Origin of the sequence: Enterobacter sp. HNDS-6, from assembly GCF_039850505.1 — a bacterium.
GTDB classification, from domain to species: domain Bacteria; phylum Pseudomonadota; class Gammaproteobacteria; order Enterobacterales; family Enterobacteriaceae; genus Enterobacter; species Enterobacter kobei.
The window spans coordinates 1,215,101-1,234,144 of the sequence record NZ_CP156673.1; the positions used below are offsets into that span (position 1 = coordinate 1,215,101).

Annotated in this window: 17 protein-coding genes; 9 read left to right on the top strand and 8 right to left on the bottom strand. The window is 56.4% G+C overall.

Annotated elements, in window-relative coordinates:
* Positions 1 to 6 precede the first annotated feature (6 nt).
* On the bottom strand, positions 7 to 432 hold the full coding sequence (gene exbD / locus ABFI50_RS05570) for a TonB system transport protein ExbD (protein WP_014885232.1): 426 nt from the start codon (positions 430 to 432) through the stop codon (positions 7 to 9).
* Between the two features lie 4 nt (positions 433 to 436).
* Positions 437 to 1,168 (bottom strand): tol-pal system-associated acyl-CoA thioesterase, encoded by a 732-nt coding sequence (gene exbB, locus ABFI50_RS05575; protein ID WP_014885233.1) that lies wholly within the window; start codon positions 1,166 to 1,168, stop codon positions 437 to 439.
* Positions 1,169 to 1,419: 251 nt separating this feature from the next.
* On the opposite strand from exbB, the gene metC reads away from it, so the two are divergent.
* Both metC and yghB read left to right on the top strand, forming a co-directional pair.
* Entirely contained in the window at positions 1,420 to 2,607 is a 1,188-nt protein-coding gene (metC, locus tag ABFI50_RS05580) for a cystathionine beta-lyase (protein ID WP_047625868.1), read from the top strand.
* A gap of 143 nt (positions 2,608 to 2,750) precedes the next feature.
* Complete coding sequence (yghB, locus tag ABFI50_RS05585; protein ID WP_023338787.1) at positions 2,751 to 3,410, top strand: DedA family general envelope maintenance protein YghB; 660 nt, start codon at positions 2,751 to 2,753, stop codon at positions 3,408 to 3,410.
* 46 nt (positions 3,411 to 3,456) lie between these two features.
* Here the strand turns inward: yghB and ABFI50_RS05590 are convergent, their stop codons facing one another.
* The gene (locus tag ABFI50_RS05590; RefSeq protein WP_014885236.1) at positions 3,457 to 4,356 is read right to left on the bottom strand and encodes an AraC family transcriptional regulator; all 900 of its coding nucleotides are present in this window, start codon (positions 4,354 to 4,356) and stop codon (positions 3,457 to 3,459) included.
* A gap of 195 nt (positions 4,357 to 4,551) precedes the next feature.
* On the opposite strand from ABFI50_RS05590, the gene yqhD reads away from it, so the two are divergent.
* Positions 4,552 to 5,715 carry an alcohol dehydrogenase gene (yqhD, locus tag ABFI50_RS05595; RefSeq protein ID WP_023331305.1) on the top strand — a complete coding sequence of 388 codons (1,164 nt, stop codon included), beginning with the start codon at positions 4,552 to 4,554 and terminating at the stop codon, positions 5,713 to 5,715.
* A gap of 105 nt (positions 5,716 to 5,820) precedes the next feature.
* Entirely contained in the window at positions 5,821 to 6,648 is an 828-nt protein-coding gene (gene dkgA / locus ABFI50_RS05600) for a 2,5-didehydrogluconate reductase DkgA (RefSeq protein WP_014885238.1), read from the top strand.
* A gap of 76 nt (positions 6,649 to 6,724) precedes the next feature.
* Here dkgA and ABFI50_RS05605 read toward each other — a convergent pair whose 3' ends face one another.
* Entirely contained in the window at positions 6,725 to 8,896 is a 2,172-nt protein-coding gene (locus ABFI50_RS05605; protein ID WP_023338788.1) for a YgiQ family radical SAM protein, read from the bottom strand.
* Between the two features lie 200 nt (positions 8,897 to 9,096).
* On the opposite strand from ABFI50_RS05605, the gene ABFI50_RS05610 reads away from it, so the two are divergent.
* On the top strand, positions 9,097 to 10,572 hold the full coding sequence (locus ABFI50_RS05610) for a TrkH family potassium uptake protein (RefSeq protein ID WP_014885240.1): 1,476 nt from the start codon (positions 9,097 to 9,099) through the stop codon (positions 10,570 to 10,572).
* Between the two features lie 32 nt (positions 10,573 to 10,604).
* Here the strand turns inward: ABFI50_RS05610 and ftsP are convergent, their stop codons facing one another.
* From ftsP to ABFI50_RS05630, 4 genes are all read right to left on the bottom strand, one after another.
* Positions 10,605 to 12,017, bottom strand: coding sequence for a cell division protein FtsP (gene ftsP / locus ABFI50_RS05615; RefSeq protein WP_088127286.1), 1,413 nt, complete (start codon positions 12,015 to 12,017; stop codon positions 10,605 to 10,607).
* A gap of 58 nt (positions 12,018 to 12,075) precedes the next feature.
* Positions 12,076 to 12,813, bottom strand: a complete 738-nt coding sequence (gene plsC, locus ABFI50_RS05620; protein ID WP_014885242.1) for a 1-acylglycerol-3-phosphate O-acyltransferase — start codon at positions 12,811 to 12,813, stop codon at positions 12,076 to 12,078.
* 163 nt (positions 12,814 to 12,976) lie between these two features.
* Positions 12,977 to 15,235 carry a DNA topoisomerase IV subunit A gene (gene parC, locus ABFI50_RS05625; RefSeq protein WP_014885243.1) on the bottom strand — a complete coding sequence of 753 codons (2,259 nt, stop codon included), beginning with the start codon at positions 15,233 to 15,235 and terminating at the stop codon, positions 12,977 to 12,979.
* Between the two features lie 118 nt (positions 15,236 to 15,353).
* Complete coding sequence (locus ABFI50_RS05630) at positions 15,354 to 15,755, bottom strand: YgiW/YdeI family stress tolerance OB fold protein (RefSeq protein ID WP_014885244.1); 402 nt, start codon at positions 15,753 to 15,755, stop codon at positions 15,354 to 15,356.
* A gap of 139 nt (positions 15,756 to 15,894) precedes the next feature.
* Between ABFI50_RS05630 and qseB the strand changes: the two genes are divergently transcribed.
* The 4 genes from qseB to ABFI50_RS05650 all read left to right on the top strand — a co-directional run bounded on the left by qseB (position 15,895) and on the right by ABFI50_RS05650 (position 18,921).
* Positions 15,895 to 16,554: a quorum sensing response regulator transcription factor QseB gene (qseB, locus tag ABFI50_RS05635; protein WP_014885245.1), complete on the top strand. Its 660-nt coding sequence runs from the start codon at positions 15,895 to 15,897 to the stop codon at positions 16,552 to 16,554.
* Positions 16,551 to 17,888: a quorum sensing histidine kinase QseC gene (qseC, locus tag ABFI50_RS05640; RefSeq protein WP_014885246.1), complete on the top strand. Its 1,338-nt coding sequence runs from the start codon at positions 16,551 to 16,553 to the stop codon at positions 17,886 to 17,888. Before qseB ends, qseC begins: the two co-directional genes overlap by 4 nt.
* Before the next feature lie 105 nt (positions 17,889 to 17,993).
* On the top strand, positions 17,994 to 18,575 hold the full coding sequence (locus ABFI50_RS05645) for an NAD(P)H-dependent oxidoreductase (RefSeq protein WP_014885247.1): 582 nt from the start codon (positions 17,994 to 17,996) through the stop codon (positions 18,573 to 18,575).
* Positions 18,576 to 18,606: 31 nt separating this feature from the next.
* Positions 18,607 to 18,921 carry a putative quinol monooxygenase gene (locus ABFI50_RS05650; protein WP_008502984.1) on the top strand — a complete coding sequence of 105 codons (315 nt, stop codon included), beginning with the start codon at positions 18,607 to 18,609 and terminating at the stop codon, positions 18,919 to 18,921.
* Positions 18,922 to 19,044 lie beyond the last annotated feature (123 nt).

Genomic DNA, 19,044 nt, shown 5'->3' on the forward strand with positions numbered 1-19,044 from the left:
TCTTTACTATTTTTTGGCCGCTTTCTCTTCGCCGACCAGTCCAATCTTCAGATAACCCGCCTGATGCAGCGTGTCCATCACCTTCATCATGGTTTCGTAGTCGACGGTTTTGTCCGCACGGAAGAAGACGGTGGTGTCTTTCTTGCCGCCGGTTAGCTGATCCAGCGCCGGAATAACCGAAGCATCCGTTACCGGGTCGTTACCCAGGAACATCGATTTATCCGCTTTCACCGAAAGATAGATGGGCTTTTCCGGGCGCGGCTGCGGCTGACTGGACGAGGCCGGCAGATTCACCTTCACGTCCACCGTCGCCAGCGGCGCAGCGACCATAAAGATAATCAGCAGAACCAGCATGACGTCGATAAACGGCGTCACGTTGATCTCATGCATTTCACCGTTATCGTCCAGATTTTCGTTTAGACGCATCGCCATAATATCAACCTACGCGCAGTTTAGACGCCGCATGCACCGGTTTCACGGCGCTGGCATTCAGGTCGAGATCGCGGCTTTGCAGCAGCAGAACCTGAGCGGCAACGTCACCGAGCGTGGCTTTGTAGCTGCCAATCATACGCGCGAAAATGTTATAGATAACGACAGCCGGAATCGCCGCGACCAGACCAATCGCCGTCGCCAGCAGCGCTTCTGCGATACCGGGCGCAACAACCGCCAGGTTGGTGGTTTGAGTCTGAGCGATACCGATAAAGCTGTTCATGATGCCCCAGACCGTACCGAAAAGACCGACGAACGGCGAAATTGCGCCAATGGTAGCCAGATAACCATTACCACGTCCCATGTGTCGGCCAACGGCCGCAACGCGACGCTCCAGACGGAAACCGGTACGCTCTTTAATGCCTTCGTTATCTTCACTGCCAGCGGAGAGTTCCAGCTCGTTCTGCGCTTCGTTCACTAACAGGGTGGTCAGGCTTTTTGCGTGGAAGGATGAGGTCATATCAGACGCCTGATCCAGAGAGCGGGCTTCTGCCAGCTGCTGCTGTTCCCGCTTGAGGCGACGCTTCTGCGAAAGCAGCTCGGCGCTTTTGCTGAAGAAGATAGCCCAGGTGACAACGGACGCCAGAATCAGGCCGATCATCACAATCTTAACCACGATGTCAGCATGTTGATACATGCCCCAAACGGAGAGATCCGTCTGCATCAAATTATTACCCACTCTGTATCTCCAGGACGCAAATCACAAAATCTGAACGTAATAATATCAAAACGTCGTCGAATTGATAGTAGTTCTCATTAGTATTTGCATGGTGCCGTAATTTTCGCTCACTTTCCTTGCGCTTACGCAGTAAAAATTTCTTATGCGGTTTTTTGCTAATATTTTCTGCTTATTCGATAAGCATGCGGGTGAAGTTTTTCACAATCGTGGTAGTCTGGACGTCCAGACGTATAAAAACAGGGTTAGCGAACATGACTAAGAAGCATCTTGATACCACGCTGGTACAGGCCGGACGCAGCAAAAAATATACGCAGGGTTCGGTTAACAGCGTGATTCAACGCGCCTCCTCCCTGGTGTTTGACACCGTTGAGGAGAAAAAAATCGCCACGCGTAACCGCGCAAAAGGCGGGCTGTTTTATGGCCGTCGCGGCACGCTAACCCATTTTTCTCTGCAGGAAGCGATGTGCGAGCTGGAAGGCGGTGCGGGCTGCGCGCTGTTCCCGTGCGGTGCGGCTGCGGTCTCCAATACCATTCTGGCGTTTGTGGAACAGGGCGACCATATCCTGATGACCAACACCGCCTATGAACCCAGCCAGGACTTCTGCACCAAAATACTCAGTAAACTCGGCGTCACTACCGGGTGGTTCGATCCGCTGATTGGCGCAGGCATTGCCGAACTTATTCAGCCAAACACGCGCATCGTGTTCCTGGAGTCTCCCGGTTCAATCACCATGGAAGTGCACGACGTACCGGCTATCGTGAAGGCCGTGCGCAGCAAAGCGCCGGAGGCGATCATCATGATCGACAACACCTGGGCGGCGGGCGTGTTGTTTAAAGCGCTGGAATTCGACATTGATATCTCGATTCAGGCGGCGACGAAATACCTGATTGGCCATTCAGACGGGATGATTGGCACAGCAGTATCTAACGCGCGCTGCTGGGATCAGCTGCGTGAAAATGCCTACCTGATGGGCCAGATGGTCGATGCAGATACGGCCTACATGACCAGCCGCGGTATCCGCACGCTGGGGGTTCGCCTGCGTCAACACCATGAAAGCAGCCTGAAAGTGGCAGAGTGGCTGGCTCAGCATCCACAGGTTGAGCGCGTTAATCATCCTGCGCTTGCGGGCAGTAAAGGCCATGAATTCTGGCAACGTGACTTTACGGGCAGCAGCGGGTTGTTCTCGTTTGTGCTTAAAAAACGGCTAGATAATGACGAACTGGCAAACTATCTGGATCACTTTACCCTCTTCAGCATGGCCTACTCCTGGGGCGGTTTTGAGTCCCTGATCCTGCCTAATCAGCCGGAGCAAATCGCGGCTCTGCGCCCTGGCGGCGAAGTGGACTTCAGCGGCACCCTGATTCGCCTGCACATCGGTTTAGAAAATGTGGACGATTTAATTGCGGATTTATCAGCAGGGTTTGAACGTATCGTGTAGAGTGCTCGCTGAAAATGTACTCCCCGGACGCTTTTCTTAACACTGCAAGCAGAAAAGTCTGCATGAGTTGCGCCTGCGATCAATCCCGGCAGGTATAATTGGGAGTACAATAGCGTTATCTCTGCTGTTCCACAGGAAAGTCCATGGCTGTTATTCAAGATATTATCGCGGCGCTCTGGCAACATGATTTTGCCGCACTGGCGGATCCGCACGTTATAGGCGTCGTCTATTTCGTGATGTTCGCAACGCTGTTTCTGGAAAATGGATTACTGCCAGCCTCGTTTTTACCCGGTGACAGTTTGCTTTTGCTTGCCGGGGCATTGATCGGTAAAGGCGTTATGGACTTTACGCCAACGATGGTTATCCTCACCTCTGCCGCGAGCCTGGGCTGCTGGCTGAGCTATCTGCAGGGCCGCTGGCTGGGGAACACGCGTGTCGTAAAAGGCTGGCTGGCGCAGTTACCGCATAAATACCATCAGCGGGCGACCTGTATGTTTGACCGACACGGCCTGCTGGCGCTGCTGGCCGGACGTTTTCTGGCTTTTATTCGCACCCTGCTGCCCACCATGGCGGGTATTTCCGGCCTGTCGAACCGCCGTTTTCAGTTCTTCAACTGGCTGAGCGGCCTGCTGTGGGTGGGGGTCGTGACCACGTTAGGCTACGCGCTGAATATGATCCCCTTTGTGAAACACCATGAAGATCAGGTGATGACATTCCTGATGGTTCTGCCAATGGTCCTGCTGGTTGCAGGCCTGGTGGGAACCATTGCGGTGGTGATTAAGAAAAAGTACTGCAGCGCATAAACAAAAGCCGGGTGGCGGCTACGCCTTACCCGGCCTACGTTTCTCGTCAGGCGCCCTGCATCGTTCGTATACGCGACGCATCTTCTCCCGGCGTGACGCCGAAATAGCGCTTAAACTCCCGACTAAACTGCGACGCACTCTCATAGCCCACCCGCATTGCCGCCGCGCTGGCCTTCATGCCGTCGTGGATCATCAGCATCCGCGCCTTATGCAGCCGGTAGGTCTTGAGGTATTGCAGCGGCGAGGTGCTGGTCACCGATTTAAAGTTATGGTGAAACGCCGAGACACTCATGTTCGCTTCCGCGGCGAGCTGATCGACGCTGAGGTTTTCCGTGTACTGGCTCTCAATACGCTTGAGCACGCGGCTTATCAGACTGAAGTGGGTCTGTCGGCTCACCAGCGCCAGCAACGCTCCCCCGCCAGGGCCCAGCAGCACATGATAGAGAATTTCGCGAATGATCTGCTTGCCCAGGATACGCGCGTCCAGCGGCCGCTCCATGACGTCCAGCAGACGCTCGATGGCGCACAGGATCTCTTCAGACAGCGTGGCCGAGTTAATCCCGCTTGAAGCCATCGACGGCTGGAAGAGTTCATCTTCGCCTATCTCCATCAGCAGTTCCTGCAACTGAAGGATATCGACATTAACGCGAATACCCGCCAGCGGGACCTCCTCTGTCGCGAAAGTTTCACATTCAAAGGGTAAAGGTACTGTCAGAAGCAGATATTCATTGGTGTCGTAGCGGAACACGCGGTCATTGATATAACCAATTTTATGGCCCGAAAAGAGAAAAACGATGCCCGGCTGGTACATCACTGGCGTGCGCGTCCCGGGCTGCGTGCCATAGAGCAGACGAATATCAGGCAACTGATCGCTAACACTATTTTCATTATCTATCAGTCTCTTAATCTGCGCGGTAAGCTGATGGCAGATCGCTTCACGGTTCATTTTTCGTTACTCCGGGTACGTTTTCCGACTTTCACAGTTTGCGCACTTTCCCGAGGTTTCTCCAGCGCTCTGTAGAAATGGGCAAGACATTGGCAGGAATGTGCATTGAGAGCATAGCCCCGGACCGCCACAATGTGCAGCATCAGGCAGGCATCAGTGCCGCCACGGTTTTTCACCCACTAAAGGGAACGAGCAATGAACAATTTTAATCTCCATACCCCAACCCGCATTCTGTTTGGCAAAGACGCAATCGCTGACCTGCGTGCGCAGATCCCCGCTGATGCGCGTGTCCTGATCACCTACGGTGGCGGCAGCGTGAAAAAAACCGGCGTGCTGGATCAGGTTTACAGCGCCCTGGACGGTCTGGACGTGCGTGAGTTCGGCGGCATCGAGCCAAACCCGTCTTACGAAACGCTGATGAATGCGGTAAAAATCGCCCGTGAAGAAAACATTACTTTCCTGCTGGCGGTCGGTGGCGGTTCCGTTCTGGATGGCACGAAGTTCATCGCGGCGGCAGCGCACTACGCTGACGGCGTTGACCCGTGGCACATCCTGGAAACCCGCGGCAGCGACATTAAAAGCGCAATCCCGATGGGCTCCGTGCTGACCCTGCCAGCCACCGGTTCCGAATCCAACAAAGGCGCAGTGATCTCCCGTAAAACCACCGGTGACAAACAGGCCTTTATGAACGAGCACGTGCAGCCTGTCTTCGCTATCCTCGACCCGGTTTACACCTATACCCTGCCTGCACGTCAGGTAGCGAACGGTGTGGTTGATGCCTTTGTTCACACCGTTGAGCAGTACGTGACCTACCCGGTGAATGCCAAAATTCAGGATCGTTTCGCGGAAGGCATTCTGCTGACGCTGGTTGAAGAAGGTCCGAAAGCGCTGAAAGAGCCGGAAAACTATGACGTTCGTGCCAACGTCATGTGGGCGGCAACGCAGGCGCTGAACGGTCTGATCGGCGCAGGCGTGCCGCAGGACTGGGCGACCCACATGCTGGGTCACGAACTGACGGCGATGCACGGTCTCGATCACGCTCAGACCCTGGCGGTGGTTCTGCCTGCGCTGTGGAACGAAAAACGGGATACCAAACGCGCCAAACTGCTGCAGTACGCAGAGCGCGTGTGGAACATCACCGAGGGTTCTGACGATGCGCGTATTGATGCGGCCATCGAAGCGACACGCAACTTCTTCGAAAGCCTGGGCGTACCAACGCGCCTGTCTGGCTACGGCCTGGATGGCAGTTCTATCCCTGCTCTGCTGGAGAAACTCGACGCGCACGGCATGACCCAACTGGGCGAGCACGGTGACATTACGCTGGACGTCAGCCGCCGTATCTACGAAGCGGCACGCTAAGCGTTTTTGTCCTCCCGACTTTCGTTTTTTGACATTTCGTCCAGACTTAATGCACACCCCATCGCCGGAGCCCCCCTCCGGCGATGCGCACCTGAAGGAGGAAAAATGGCAAACCAAACCGTAATCAAGCTGCAGGATGGCAACGTGATGCCCCAGTTGGGGCTAGGTGTATGGAAAGCCGGTAACGACGAGGTCGTCTCCGCCATTCATAAAGCCCTGGAAGTCGGCTATCGGTCAATTGATACCGCCGCCGCCTACAAAAACGAGGACGGCGTAGGCACTGCACTGGCCAGCGCCGGCGTCCCCCGCGATGAATTATTCATTACCACGAAACTGTGGAATGACGATCAAAAACGCCCTCGCGAAGCCCTGCAGGAGAGTCTGGAGAAACTTCAGCTCGATTTCGTCGATCTGTATCTGATGCACTGGCCGGTTCCCGCCATCGACCATTATGTTGATGCCTGGAAAGGGATGATTGAACTGCAAAAAGAGGGGCTGGTGAAAAGCATCGGCGTCTGTAACTTCCAGGTTCATCACCTGCAGCGCCTGATTGATGAGACAGGCATCGCACCGGTGATTAATCAGATCGAGCTGCACCCGCTGATGCAGCAGCGCCAGCTTCACGCCTGGAATGCGACCCACAAGATCCAGACCGAATCCTGGAGCCCGCTGGCGCAGGGTGGCGAGGGGGTCTTCGATCAGAAAATCATCCGCGACCTGGCGGATAAATACGGCAAAACGCCCGCACAGATCGTCATTCGCTGGCATCTGGACAACGGCCTGGTCGTCATTCCGAAATCAGTCACGCCATCACGTATTGCCGAGAACTTCGACGTCTGGGATTTCCGCCTGGACAAAGATGAGCTGGGTGAGATTGCGAAGCTGGAGAAGGGCAAACGCTTAGGGCCGGACCCGGATCAGTTTGGCGGTTAAAAAAAGCCGGGTGGCGGCTTCGCCTTACCCGGCCTACGTATCTACATAAAAACCCCGGCTTGCCGGGGTTTTTTATTTACGCTTTGCGCTTCACGGGCTTCTTCGCATTTGAATTACCGTTCGAACGCTGATGCACAATCGGCGTGTGCTTTGTCAGCGCCGGGCGCGTATTGCGGTTCTGGCGACGCGCTTCGCGCATCTCATCCAGCGTCGGAGCCGGTACCAGACAGTCGCGGCGTGAACCGATCAGGTGTTTTTTACCCATCTCTTCCAGCGCCTGGCGGATCAGCGGCCAGTTTTTCGGGTCATGATAACGCAGCAGCGCTTTATGCAGACGACGCTGTTTATCTCCTTTTGGCACCACCACCTCTTCACTCTTGTAACCAATCTTACTCAGCGGGTTCTTGCCGGTGTAATACATGGTCGTCGAGTTGGCGAGCGGTGACGGGTAGAAGTTCTGCACCTGATCCAGACGGAAGCGACGCTGCTTCAGCCACAGTGCCAGGTTCACCATATCCTCATCACGCGTGCCGGGGTGCGCGGAGATGAAGTACGGGATCAGGTACTGCTCTTTGCCCGCCTGCTTTGAATACGTGTCGAACAGCTCTTTAAAGCGGTCATAGCTGCCCATACCCGGCTTCATCATCTTCGACAGCGGACCTTCTTCGGTGTGCTCCGGCGCAATCTTCAGGTAGCCGCCCACATGGTGGGTCGCCAGCTCTTTGATGTAGCGCGGATCTTCCACGGCGATGTCGTAACGCACCCCCGAGGCAATCAGGATCTTCTTGATGCCCTTCAGGTCGCGGGCACGACGATAGAGATTGATCGTCGGCTCGTGGTTGGTATCCATATGCTCGCAGATGCTCGGATAGACGCAGGAGAGACGACGGCAGGTTTGCTCCGCGCGCGGCGACTTACAGCGCAGCATATACATGTTCGCGGTTGGACCGCCAAGGTCGGAGATCACACCGGTAAAGCCTGGCACCGTGTCGCGAATCGCTTCGATCTCATTGATGATCGAATCTTCAGAGCGGCTCTGAATAATACGGCCTTCGTGCTCGGTAATAGAGCAGAATGAACACCCGCCGAAGCAGCCGCGCATGATGTTGATCGAGAAACGGATCATCTCATACGCCGGGATGCGGGCGTTGCCGTACGCCGGATGCGGTACGCGCTTGTACGGCAGCGCAAAGACACTGTCCATCTCTTCGGTGGAGAGGGGGATCGCTGGCGGGTTGATCCAGATAAAGCGCTCGCCGTGCTTCTGCATTAACGCGCGGGCACAGCCCGGGTTGGTTTCGTGGTGCAAAATACGGGACGCATGGGCGTAGAGAACTTTGTCAGCCTTCACCTTCTCGTAAGACGGCAGCAGCACGTAGGTTTTTTCCCACGGTTTCGGGCGCGGCGGCTGCACGACAATCGCCTTTGCTTCCGCTTTCTTTGGCTCAACCGGTTTATTATCCGCACACGGCAAATCTTCGCCGTACGGGTGTGGGATAGGATCGATTTTGCCCGGCATATCAATGATGCGGGAATCCACCCCGCTCCAGCCCGGCAGCGCCTCTTTCACCATGATGGCCGTATTGCGCACGTCGCGGATGCTGCTCACCGGTTCACCCTGCGAGAGACGATGCGCCACTTCCACCAGCGGACGTTCACCGTTGCCGTAAATCAGCATATCGGCTTTGGAATCCACCAGCACCGAGCGGCGAACGGTATCTGACCAGTAGTCATAATGCGCGGTGCGGCGCAGACTCGCCTCAATGCCACCCAGGATCACCGGCACGTCTTTCCAGGCTTCTTTACAGCGCTGGGTGTAGACGAGGGTAGCGCGGTCCGGACGTTTGCCCGCCACGTTATCCGGCGTATAGGCATCGTCATGGCGCAGCTTACGGTCGGCGGTATAGCGGTTGATCATCGAATCCATGTTGCCCGCGGTCACGCCGAAGAACAGGTTCGGTTTACCCAGACGCATAAAGTCGTCTTTGCTGTTCCAGTCAGGCTGGGAGATGATCCCCACACGGAAGCCCTGCGCTTCGAGCATACGGCCGCAGATGGCCATGCCGAAACTCGGATGGTCAACATAGGCATCGCCTGTGACCAGAATGATATCGCAGCTGTCCCAGCCAAGTTGGTCCATCTCTTCCCGGGACATCGGCAGGAACGGCGCCGGTCCAAAGCAGGCCGCCCAGTACTGGGGCCAGGAGAAGAGGTCACGATCCGGCTGGATCAGGGAAATGGCGCTCATAATGCTTCCGAAGAAAAAATAGACAAAAGGAGCGGGATTATACGCTGTTCATCCGTCCAATTTGAAGAAAAGGATGCAGGAAGCAGACATAAAATCGCGGAAGTCGTTAAAATACAGCGCCCTGTTAATTTTGCATCATAATTATCCCTGACGCCTCCGGTTCTCTGCCGCCGGAAGGCATTCTGGCGTGGAGTTTCCGTGTGAAGTTCAACGATTCGTTACATGTGTCTCAACTGCGGGTTGTGCTCCACCTCTGCGGTTTCCTGGTTCTGCTGTACAGCCTTTCAATGCTGCCGCCGATGGTCATTGCCCTGCTGCACAAAGAGCGGACCTACTTTGCGTTTTTAACCACGTTTCTGACCTTTTTCAGCCTCGGGGGGTTAACCTGGCGGGCGACCCGTCACGCCGGCATACAGCTGCGCACCCGTGACGGTTTCGTGATCATTGTGCTGTTCTGGCTGCTGTTTTCAGTGATCAGCGCCATGCCGCTATGGATGGATGATGGTCTGCATCTCTCTTTTGCGGATGCGCTCTTCGAAGGGGTGTCCGGAATCACCACCACCGGGGCAACGGTGATCGGGGACGTCAGCGCCCTGCCTAAGTCGTACCTTTATTATCGCGCCCAGCTCAACTTCATTGGCGGGTTAGGCGTCATCGTGCTGGCCGTCGCGGTACTGCCGCTGCTGGGCATCGGGGGCATGAAGCTGTATCAGTCAGAAATGCCGGGGCCGTTCAAAGAGGAGCGCCTGACGCCCCGGCTTGCCGATACTGCGCGCACCCTGTGGCTGACCTATTTCGCGCTGGGCGTGACCTGCACGCTGGCCTACTGGCTGGCGGGGATGCCCGTTTTTGACGCTATCTGTCACGGGCTTTCAACTGTCTCACTGGGCGGGTTTTCTACCCGCAGCGAGAGCATTGGCTTTTATGACAGCCACGCAATTGAACTGGTTGCCGGGGCCTTTTCGCTGCTTTCTGCCTTTAACTTTACCCTCTGGTACGTCGCCATTGTCAGACGCACCCTGAAACCGATCCGCCGCAGCCCGGAGGTCAAATTCTTTCTCAGTGCCGCCGCGGTGATTATCCTCATCACCGCCTGGCAGGTCTGGCATGCGGGAATGTACAACCCGACGGATAGCCTGGTACACGCTTTCTTCCTTGCCAGCTCGATGATGACCGATAACGGTCTCGCGACGGCCGACTATGCCCAATGGCCTGCCCACACCATCTTTTTACTGTTGAGCGCCAGCTTCTTTGGTGGCTGCGTCGGCTCGACCTGCGGCGGGATCAAAGCGCTGCGTTTTCTCATTATGTTTAAGCAGAGTATTCAGGAGATGAATCAGCTGGCCCATCCGCGCGCGCTGCTGAGTATTAAGGTGGGCAAAAGCGTGGTGAATGAACGCGTTCTGCGTTCGGTATGGAGCTTCTTTTTTCTCTACGTGATGATTACCGGATTTTTTGTCTGGGCGCTTAATCTGATGGGCTATGACCTGTTTACGTCATTCGCCACGGTTGCCGCCTGTATTAACAATATGGGGCTGGGTTTTGGCGAGACAGCATCAACGTTTGGCACCTTAACCGAAGGGGCAAAACTGCTGATGTGCGCGGCGATGATCTTAGGGCGTCTGGAAATCTACCCGGTGCTGATTCTGTTCTCGCGCTTTTTCTGGCGGGCATAACACATTCCCGGCGAACCGGGAATGTCAGGGGGTTATGGCGCGGGGTTGATCAACATCTGCCCCACGGAGCCCCTGTCCATCATCTCCAGCGTCTGGCTATGGAACAGGAACGGGAAGTGCGGCCACGAAGGCTGACCATAGTAGACAAGCAGTTCGACCTGACCATCCACCCAGACGGTATCTTTCCAGCCGCGATCTTCCGGGAACGGCATCGCACCGTTGACGTTACGGATCAGGAATGACACCCCTTCAATATGGAACGACTGCGGCATATCTGAACGGACCGTCCAGCGCTCCCAGGTGCCCTGCTGGGCGGTGATGTCGATACGGTTGACGTCCCACAGCGCGCCGTTGATGCCCGGATCGTCGCCCAGACTGATATCACGGCTACGCACCGGCGAACCGCCCATGATCTCCTGCGGCAGCAAACGCATCGGCAGGCTATCGGTGACCAGCGGCAGCAGGCCGGTTGGACGCAGGGTTAACACCAGCGTGGAGACAAGAATGCTCGACGGCTCGAAGAACCCGCGAATACGGTCAACAATGCTCGCGGCTTCGCCACAGGTGACAGAGACTTCATCCCCGTTGGTCATATCCACCAGAATTTCCCGACGTTCCCCCGGCGCCAGCGCCAGTTGCTTAACGGAGACCGGCGCAGGTAAAAAACCCTGGTCGCCGGAGATCACGTGGAGCGGGCGGCCATCGCTCATCTGCAGCTGATAACGACGGGAGTTAGAGGCATTAAGCAAACGCAGACGCACCCAACCGCGGGAAACTTCGACATACGGGCTTTGCGCACCGTTTACCAGCAGCGTATCGCCAACAAAGCCACCGCTCCCCGGCTCGCTGTACTCCGGCGTGCCAAAGTTATCCAGGCGCTTATCCTGAATAATGATCGGGAAATCATCCACGCCGTAGTGGTTCGGGATCGGCAGCGACTTGCTGACCTCATCTTCCACCAGCCACATCCCTGCCAGACCGTTATAGACCTGCTGCGCCGTGCGGTTAGGCGTGTTGGCGTGATACCACAGCGTTGCCGCGCTCTGGCGGATCGGCAGGACGGGTGCCCAGTCGGCGTTGGGAGACATCATGCGCGCCGCGCCACCGATCAGCGGGCCTGGAACCTGTAAACCGCTGATGGTCATGGCAACATTTTCAGTGGTGCGGTTGCTGTAAATGAGCTTAACGTCATCGCCGTTCCACACACGTATAGTCGGCCCGAGGTAGCGCCCGTTAATGCCCCATACCTGCGCGCGCGTGCCCTGGGTAAAGGACCAGTGGCTGCGCTGTAGCGTCAGAAATAGCGGCTGGCCGCGACGGGATTCAATCAACGGCGGAATGGGCAGCGGCTGTTGCTGCCCGGCGGCGCTGGCTGTCAGCGGCATCGCACCCGCACAGAGGGCAATCCCCGAAGCCTGAATAAACTGACGCCGACTGAGTGACATATAAGCTCCATCTGAAACGACTAACAACGCGGGAATTCGTTTTCCCTTTAACGCCGGATTAAATCTTACCGGCGGCTTCTCTTTCTGCGACTTCTTTGTCCAGCTGCGCAATACGCTGAGCCATCAGCTCGCGGCAATGTGCTGCCAGCTCGCGTACCTGGTCTTTACCGTATTTGCTGGTATCGACAGGAGGCAACATTTCGACAATCACCAGACCATTATTCAGGCGGTTAAGATTAATCTTATTCGAAGTATTGGAAACGCACACAGGAATAATTGGAACACCCGCCGCAATTGCGGCATGAAAAGCGCCCGTTTTAAACGGCAGCAGGCCACGCCCACGGCTACGCGTTCCTTCCGGGAACATCCAGATGGATATTTTGCGCTTTTTAAAATGATTCACCACTTCCGCAATGGTGCTGTGTGCTTTTGCGCGGTTATTACGGTCGATCAGCAGGTTACCGGTCAGCCAGTACAACTGGCCAAAAAAAGGGATCCACAGCAGGCTCTTTTTCCCCACCGTCACGGTCGGCGGCAGAACGATATTGGAGGCCGTCACCATATCGTAGTTGTTTTGATGGTTGGCGATATAGATGGCATTACCGAAGTTCTCTGCCCCTTCAGGCAGGCGTTTTTCAACCTTCAGACCAAACAACGGTGCAAGGCGGCCGAACATATGGCCGAAGGTGGCAACGTGCTTAGGATTGCGTGGGCTGAACAGGCAATAAATTGAGCCGAAAACACAGACCAGAATACAGTAGATAACGGTAAGAATAAGACGAACAATATATAGCATAGCGACCTCTGAAGCCCCAACAGCTGACAATTATACTTCACCTGTGGCCAGGTAAGGACTTTATTACGAGCGCGTATTGTTAATCGCAACGCACGAATTAACAACGATTTTACGGGAAATTTTATTGAACTTCCCCCTCCGGACGGAGGGGGATATCACGAGACTACTCTTCGCTGTCACCCGCGCTGCTGCGCGCCGGTGAATCTATCTCCACACGGTCGATACGCTGCAGGCCGCGCATCAGCGAACCGCGACGACCGCGTTCGCCCACCACTTTCTGCAGCTCTTCCGGGCGCAGTTTGATCTTACGCTTGCCAACATGAATGGTCAGCGTGCTCTGCGGCGGCAGCAGGAAGAGGTGCGCCAGACCATCTTCACCTTTCGCGGCTTCCGCCGACGGGATGTTGATGATCTTGTTGCCCTTCCCTTTCGACAGCTCCGGCAGGTCGCTGACCGGGAACATCAGCATGCGTCCGGCGGAGGTGATTGCCAGCAGCATATCGCTTTCGTTCTCGATCACCAGCGGCGTCATCACGCGAGCGTTGTCCGGCAGGCTAATCAGCGCTTTACCGGCACGGTTACGCGACACAAGATCGTTAAAGGTACAGATAAAGCCATAACCCGCGTCAGACGCCATAAGCAGCTTCTGGTCATCGGCCTCCATCAGCATATGATCAACCGTCGCCCCCGGCGGCAGCGTCAGCTTACCGGTAAGCGGTTCGCCCTGGCCGCGCGCGGAAGGCAGCGTGATCGGGTCGATGGCGTAGCTGCGACCGGTGGAGTCGATAAACGCCACCGGCTGGTTACTCTTGCCTTTCACCGCCGCTTTAAAGCTGTCTCCGGCTTTGTAGCTGAGACCCGGCGCGTCGATATCATGGCCTTTGGCGCTGCGCACCCAGCCGCTTTGCGACAGCACAATGGTCACCGGCTCGGAAGGCTGCATGTCATGCTCGTTCATTGCCTTCGCTTCTTCGCGCTCGTGCAGCGGAGAACGACGATCGTCGCCGAAGGCATCAGCATCCGCCTGCAGCTCTTTCTTCAGCAGGTTATTCATCTTGCGCTCGGACGCGAGGATCGCCTGCAGCTGATCGCGCTCTTTTTCCAGCTCGTTCTGTTCACCGCGGATCTTCATCTCTTCCAGTTTGGCGAGATGGCGCAGTTTCAGTTCGAGGATCGCTTCCGCCTGCGTCTCGCTGATGCCAAAGCGCGACATCAGGGCCGGCTTCGGCTCGTCCTCGGTACGGATGATCTCAATGACTTCGTCGATATTGAGGAACGCCACCAGCAAACCTTCGAGGATATGCAGGCGCTTCAGCACTTTCTCCAGACGATGGTTAAGACGACGGCGGACCGTATCGCGACGGAACGTTAGCCATTCGGAGAGGATCTCCAGCAGGTTTTTCACCGCCGGGCGTCCGTCAAGGCCGATCATGTTCAGGTTGATGCGGTAGCTTTTTTCCAGATCGGTGGTGGCAAACAGGTGGTTCATCACCTGCTCCATGTCCACGCGGTTGGAGCGCGGCACGATCACCAGACGGGTCGGGTTCTCGTGGTCAGATTCGTCGCGCAGGTCGTCCACCATCGGCAGCTTTTTATTGCGCATCTGGGAGGCGATCTGCTCCAGCACTTTCGCGCCGGAAACCTGGTGCGGCAGCGCGGTGATCACCACAGCGCCGTCTTCTTTATTCCACACCGCGCGCATGCGCACGGAGCCGCGACCGTTCTGGTAGATTTTGCGGATTTCCGCACGCGAGGTGATGATTTCCGCTTCAGTCGGATAATCCGGCCCCTGAACGATATCCAGCAGCTCGTCGAGCGACGTTTTAGGCTGCTCAATCAGGGTGATGGCGGCTTTCGCCACTTCACGCAGGTTGTGGGGCGGAATATCTGTCGCCATACCGACCGCAATACCGGTGGTACCGTTCAGCAGGATGTTTGGCAGACGCGCAGGCAGCATCTTCGGCTCCTGCATCGTACCGTCGAAGTTTGGCACCCAGTCAACGGTTCCCTGACCCAGCTCGCCCAGCAGCACTTCGGCATATTTAGAGAGACGAGATTCGGTATAACGCATCGCCGCGAAGGATTTCGGATCGTCCGGTGCCCCCCAGTTCCCCTGACCATCCACCAGCGGATAGCGATAAGAGAACGGCTGCGCCATCAGGACCATCGCTTCATAACAGGCGCTGTCGCCGTGCGGATGGTATTTACCCAGCACGTCACCGACGGTACGGGCGGATTTCTTGAACTTGGCGGTGGCGTTCAGCCCCAGTTCGGACATCGCATAGACGATGCGGCGCTGAACCGGCTTCAGGCCATCCCCGATAAACGGCAACGCCCTGTCCATGATGACGTACATGGAGTAGTTCAGGTAGGCGTTTTCCGTGAATTCATGTAGCGCGAGGCGCTCTGCCATATCGCTCATTACGTGTGATTCCTCAACTCAGAAACCGATGGGTTTCAGGCAATATTGCCGCAGATACTACCCTATCTGACGAGTTGAGTCACAAAGAAAAAGGGCCGGGTGAGCGGCCCTTTTCGGGTTATTTGTTCAGCTTGATAACCTGCTTCACATCGATTTCAAACTCGTTCCAGTCTTTATCGACTTTACCCTGCAGCTCCACTTTATCCTGCGGGGTCACGGTCACGCCGTTCCAGCGCTTGTGGTCAATTTCGACCACCACGGTACCGGACTCATCGCGGAAGGTGTAGCGGTCATCGGACAGGCGCTCGGTAATGTTCCCGCGCAGCTTCACCCAGGCATCGTCCTTCAGATCTTTCACTTTAGCCGCGGTGGTGAGGTTGGCGTTGTTATCGACAAAACCGCCCTGCTGAGTTTGCGTCTGGGCCGGCGTGGCGGATGGGCCACTAAAACCGCCCTGAGCAGCAAAGACCGGCGCGGTGGTCATCATCATGATGGCAGCAATTGCAGCGAATTTTTTCATCGTAATCTCTCCCTTTAATGTCGTTTCGCAGTCCATTAAACAGGGTAATCCTTAACAACTTCTTAAGGGGAAAATTTATTTATTTTTACTGTACACCAGCCGCTTAGAGAGGGTTTACTGGCGGCATCAAGGAGGGAACATGCGCATTTTACTGGTAGAAGATGACAAGCTCATCGGCGATGGCATCAAAGCGGGCTTAAGCAAACTGGGCTTTAGCGTGGACTGGTTTACCGAGGGGAAAACCGGGCAGGCCGCGCTCGCTTCCGCGCCCTATGATGCCGTGGTGCTGGACCTGACGCTGCCGGAAATTGACGGTCTGGACATTCTGCGCGCCTGGCGTGAAGGCGGACACAGCGAGCCGGTACTGATCCTGACGGCGCGGGATGCGCTGAACCAGCGTGTTGAAGGGCTGCGCCTCGGGGCGGACGATTATCTCTGCAAGCCTTTTGCCCTGATCGAAGTGGCTGCCCGCCTTGAAGCGCTGGTGCGCCGCAGCCACGGCCAGACGCGCAGCGAACTGCGCCACGGCAAGGTCACGCTCGATCCAGCGAGCCTTATCGCCACGCTGGATGGCGAAACGTTAACGCTTAAGCCTAAAGAGTTCGCGCTGCTGGAGCTGTTAATGCGTAACGCAGGCCGGGTACTGCCGCGCAAGCTGATCGAGGAAAAACTCTATACCTGGGACGATGACGTCTCCAGCAATGCTGTCGAAGTCCATGTTCATCATTTACGCCGCAAGCTCGGAAGCGACTTTATCCGCACCGTACACGGCATCGGTTATACCCTGGGTGACGCATGAAATTGAGCCTGAAGCTGCGCCTGACGCTGCTGTTTTTAGTCCTATCTCTGACGGCATGGTTCGCCGCCAGCCTGGTGGCCTGGCAGCAGACCACCCACAAGCTGGATAAGCTGTTCGATACGCAGCAGATGCTGTTTGCCAAACGACTGCTGACGATGGAACTGGACGAGCTTCATGCGCCAGCGCGCATGCGAGAGGTGCCGAAAAAAGCCAAACACGGGCATCTTGACGACGATGCGCTGGCCTTTGCGATTTACGCTTCAGACGGCACGATGATCCTGAACGACGGCGAAAACGGCCGCGATATCCCGTATCACTATCGCCGTGACGGCTTTGACGACGGACGGCTTCAGGACGATAACGACGAATGGCGCTTTTTATGGCTGACATCGCCAGACGGGAAATACCGCGTGGTGGTCGGCCAGGAGTGGGAGTACCGGCAGGATATGGCGCTCGACGTCGTCAGCTCACAGCTGACGCCTTGGCTGGTGGCGCTGCCGGTAATGCTGCTGTTGCTTATTGTCCTGCTGAGTCGGGAACTGAAACCGCTGAAAAAGCTGGCACAGACCCTGCGCGCGCGCTCGCCGGATGCCACCGATGCCCTGCCCACCCAGGGCGTACCGGCGGAAGTGCGCCCCCTGCTCGACTCGCTGAATCATCTCTTTGCGCGTACCCAGGAGATGATGACCCGCGAGCGCCGCTTTACCTCCGATGCCGCCCATGAATTACGCAGCCCGCTGGCGGCGCTGAAGGTGCAAACCGACGTGGCGCAGCTCTCTCAGGACGATCCGCAGGCGCAGGAAAAAGCGCTGACGCAACTGCACGCGGGCATCGATCGCGCGTCCCGCCTGGTGGATCAGCTCCTCACGCTGTCGCGTCTGGACTCGCTGGACAGCCTGGACGGTGTAGAACAGATAGCGATGGCCGATTTGCTGCAGTCCGCGGTAATGGATATCTACCCTCCGGCGCAGCAGGCGGGCATTGATATTCGTCTGAACATTAACGCGCCAGAGGTTACGCGCACGGGTCAGCAACTGCTCCTGAGCCTGCTGGTACGTAACCTGCTGGATAACGCCACCCGTTACAGTCCGCGCGGCAGCGTGGTGGATGTGACGCTGGATGCGCGTCGCTTTACCGTGCGCGACAACGGCCCGGGTATTTCCCCCGATGCGCTGGCGCGTCTCGGCGAGCGGTTTTACCGTCCGCCAGGTCAGGATGCCACCGGAAGCGGGCTGGGGTTATCCATTGTGAAACGCATCGCCGCCCTGCACGGGATGCACGTCGCGCTGGGCAACGCCCCTGAAGGCGGCTTCGAAGTGAACGTCAGCTGGTAAAAGATTATTGCATTTAACGCAAAAGACTTTGCACATTTTGCTCATTTTTCCGCTCCGTCCTCGCGCGTAGAATACCCGGCATACTCTCAGTCACGAGGACAAATAATGAGCAACATTTTGATTATCAACGGCGCAAAAGAATTTGCGCACTCTAAAGGCCAACTGAATGACACCCTGACCGAGGTCGCGGATGGTTTCCTGCGCGACGCCGGGCATGATGTTAAGGTCGTGCGTGCGGACAGCGAGTATGACGTGAAGGCGGAAGTGCAGAACTTCCTGTGGGCCGACGTGGTGATTTGGCAGATGCCGGGCTGGTGGATGGGCGCACCGTGGACGGTGAAAAAGTACATGGACGACGTCTTCACCGAAGGTCACGGTTCACTGTATGCCAGCGACGGCCGCACCCGTTCAGACGCGTCGAAAAAATACGGTTCCGGCGGTCTGATTCAGGGCAAAAAATATATGCTTTCCCTGACCTGGAACGCTCCTCTGGAAGCCTTCACCGAAAAAGATCAGTTCTTTGAAGGCGTGGGTGTCGACGGCGCGTATCTGCCGTTCCACAAGGCGAACCAGTTCCTGGGGATGGATCCGCTGCCGACCTTTATCGTCAACGACGTGATTAAAATGCCGGACGTCCCGAGCTATATCGCAGAATATCGCAAGCATCTCGCGAAAATTTTTGCTTAACTGGTAGCCTGGAATTAAAGGAGTAGTAACCATGCTTACAGTAATCGCAGAAATCCGTACTCGTCCAGGTCAACATCACCGTCAGGCGGTGCTGGATCAGTTCGCGAAAATTATCCCAACCGTACTGAAAGAAGAAGGCTGCCACGGCTACGCGCCGATGGTGGACGCCGCTACCGACGCAAGCTTCCAGGCCACCGCGCCAGACTCCATTATCATGGTTGAGCAGTGGGAAACCGTCGCCCATCTTGAAGCGCATTTGCAGACCGCACATATGAAAGCGTGGAGCGATGCGGTGAAAGGTGACGTGCTGGAGACCCACATCCGTATTCTGGAGCAAGGGGTTTAAGTTCGTGGAATTTGCCGGGTGGCACTGCGTGTACCCGGCCTACAAAACCTGAACCGTAGGCCCGGTCAGCGTTAGCGCCACCGGGCTTTTTTAGCACCTTAAACCTCAACTGCTATGCTTATT

What these genes read in the sequence shown, in the direction of transcription:
- exbD (WP_014885232.1), bottom strand. Translation starts at nt 432, where the DNA reads ATGGCGATGCGTCTAAACGAAAATCTGGACGATAACGGTGAAATGCAT.
- metC (WP_047625868.1), top strand. Translation starts at nt 1,420, where the DNA reads ATGACTAAGAAGCATCTTGATACCACGCTGGTACAGGCCGGACGCAGC.
- yghB (WP_023338787.1), top strand. Translation starts at nt 2,751, where the DNA reads ATGGCTGTTATTCAAGATATTATCGCGGCGCTCTGGCAACATGATTTT.
- ABFI50_RS05590 (WP_014885236.1), bottom strand. Translation starts at nt 4,356, where the DNA reads ATGAACCGTGAAGCGATCTGCCATCAGCTTACCGCGCAGATTAAGAGA.
- yqhD (WP_023331305.1), top strand. Translation starts at nt 4,552, where the DNA reads ATGAACAATTTTAATCTCCATACCCCAACCCGCATTCTGTTTGGCAAA.
- dkgA (WP_014885238.1), top strand. Translation starts at nt 5,821, where the DNA reads ATGGCAAACCAAACCGTAATCAAGCTGCAGGATGGCAACGTGATGCCC.
- ABFI50_RS05605 (WP_023338788.1), bottom strand. Translation starts at nt 8,896, where the DNA reads ATGAGCGCCATTTCCCTGATCCAGCCGGATCGTGACCTCTTCTCCTGG.
- ftsP (WP_088127286.1), bottom strand. Translation starts at nt 12,017, where the DNA reads ATGTCACTCAGTCGGCGTCAGTTTATTCAGGCTTCGGGGATTGCCCTC.
- plsC (WP_014885242.1), bottom strand. Translation starts at nt 12,813, where the DNA reads ATGCTATATATTGTTCGTCTTATTCTTACCGTTATCTACTGTATTCTG.
- parC (WP_014885243.1), bottom strand. Translation starts at nt 15,235, where the DNA reads ATGAGCGATATGGCAGAGCGCCTCGCGCTACATGAATTCACGGAAAAC.
- ABFI50_RS05630 (WP_014885244.1), bottom strand. Translation starts at nt 15,755, where the DNA reads ATGAAAAAATTCGCTGCAATTGCTGCCATCATGATGATGACCACCGCG.
- qseB (WP_014885245.1), top strand. Translation starts at nt 15,895, where the DNA reads ATGCGCATTTTACTGGTAGAAGATGACAAGCTCATCGGCGATGGCATC.
- qseC (WP_014885246.1), top strand. Translation starts at nt 16,551, where the DNA reads ATGAAATTGAGCCTGAAGCTGCGCCTGACGCTGCTGTTTTTAGTCCTA.
- ABFI50_RS05645 (WP_014885247.1), top strand. Translation starts at nt 17,994, where the DNA reads ATGAGCAACATTTTGATTATCAACGGCGCAAAAGAATTTGCGCACTCT.
- ABFI50_RS05650 (WP_008502984.1), top strand. Translation starts at nt 18,607, where the DNA reads ATGCTTACAGTAATCGCAGAAATCCGTACTCGTCCAGGTCAACATCAC.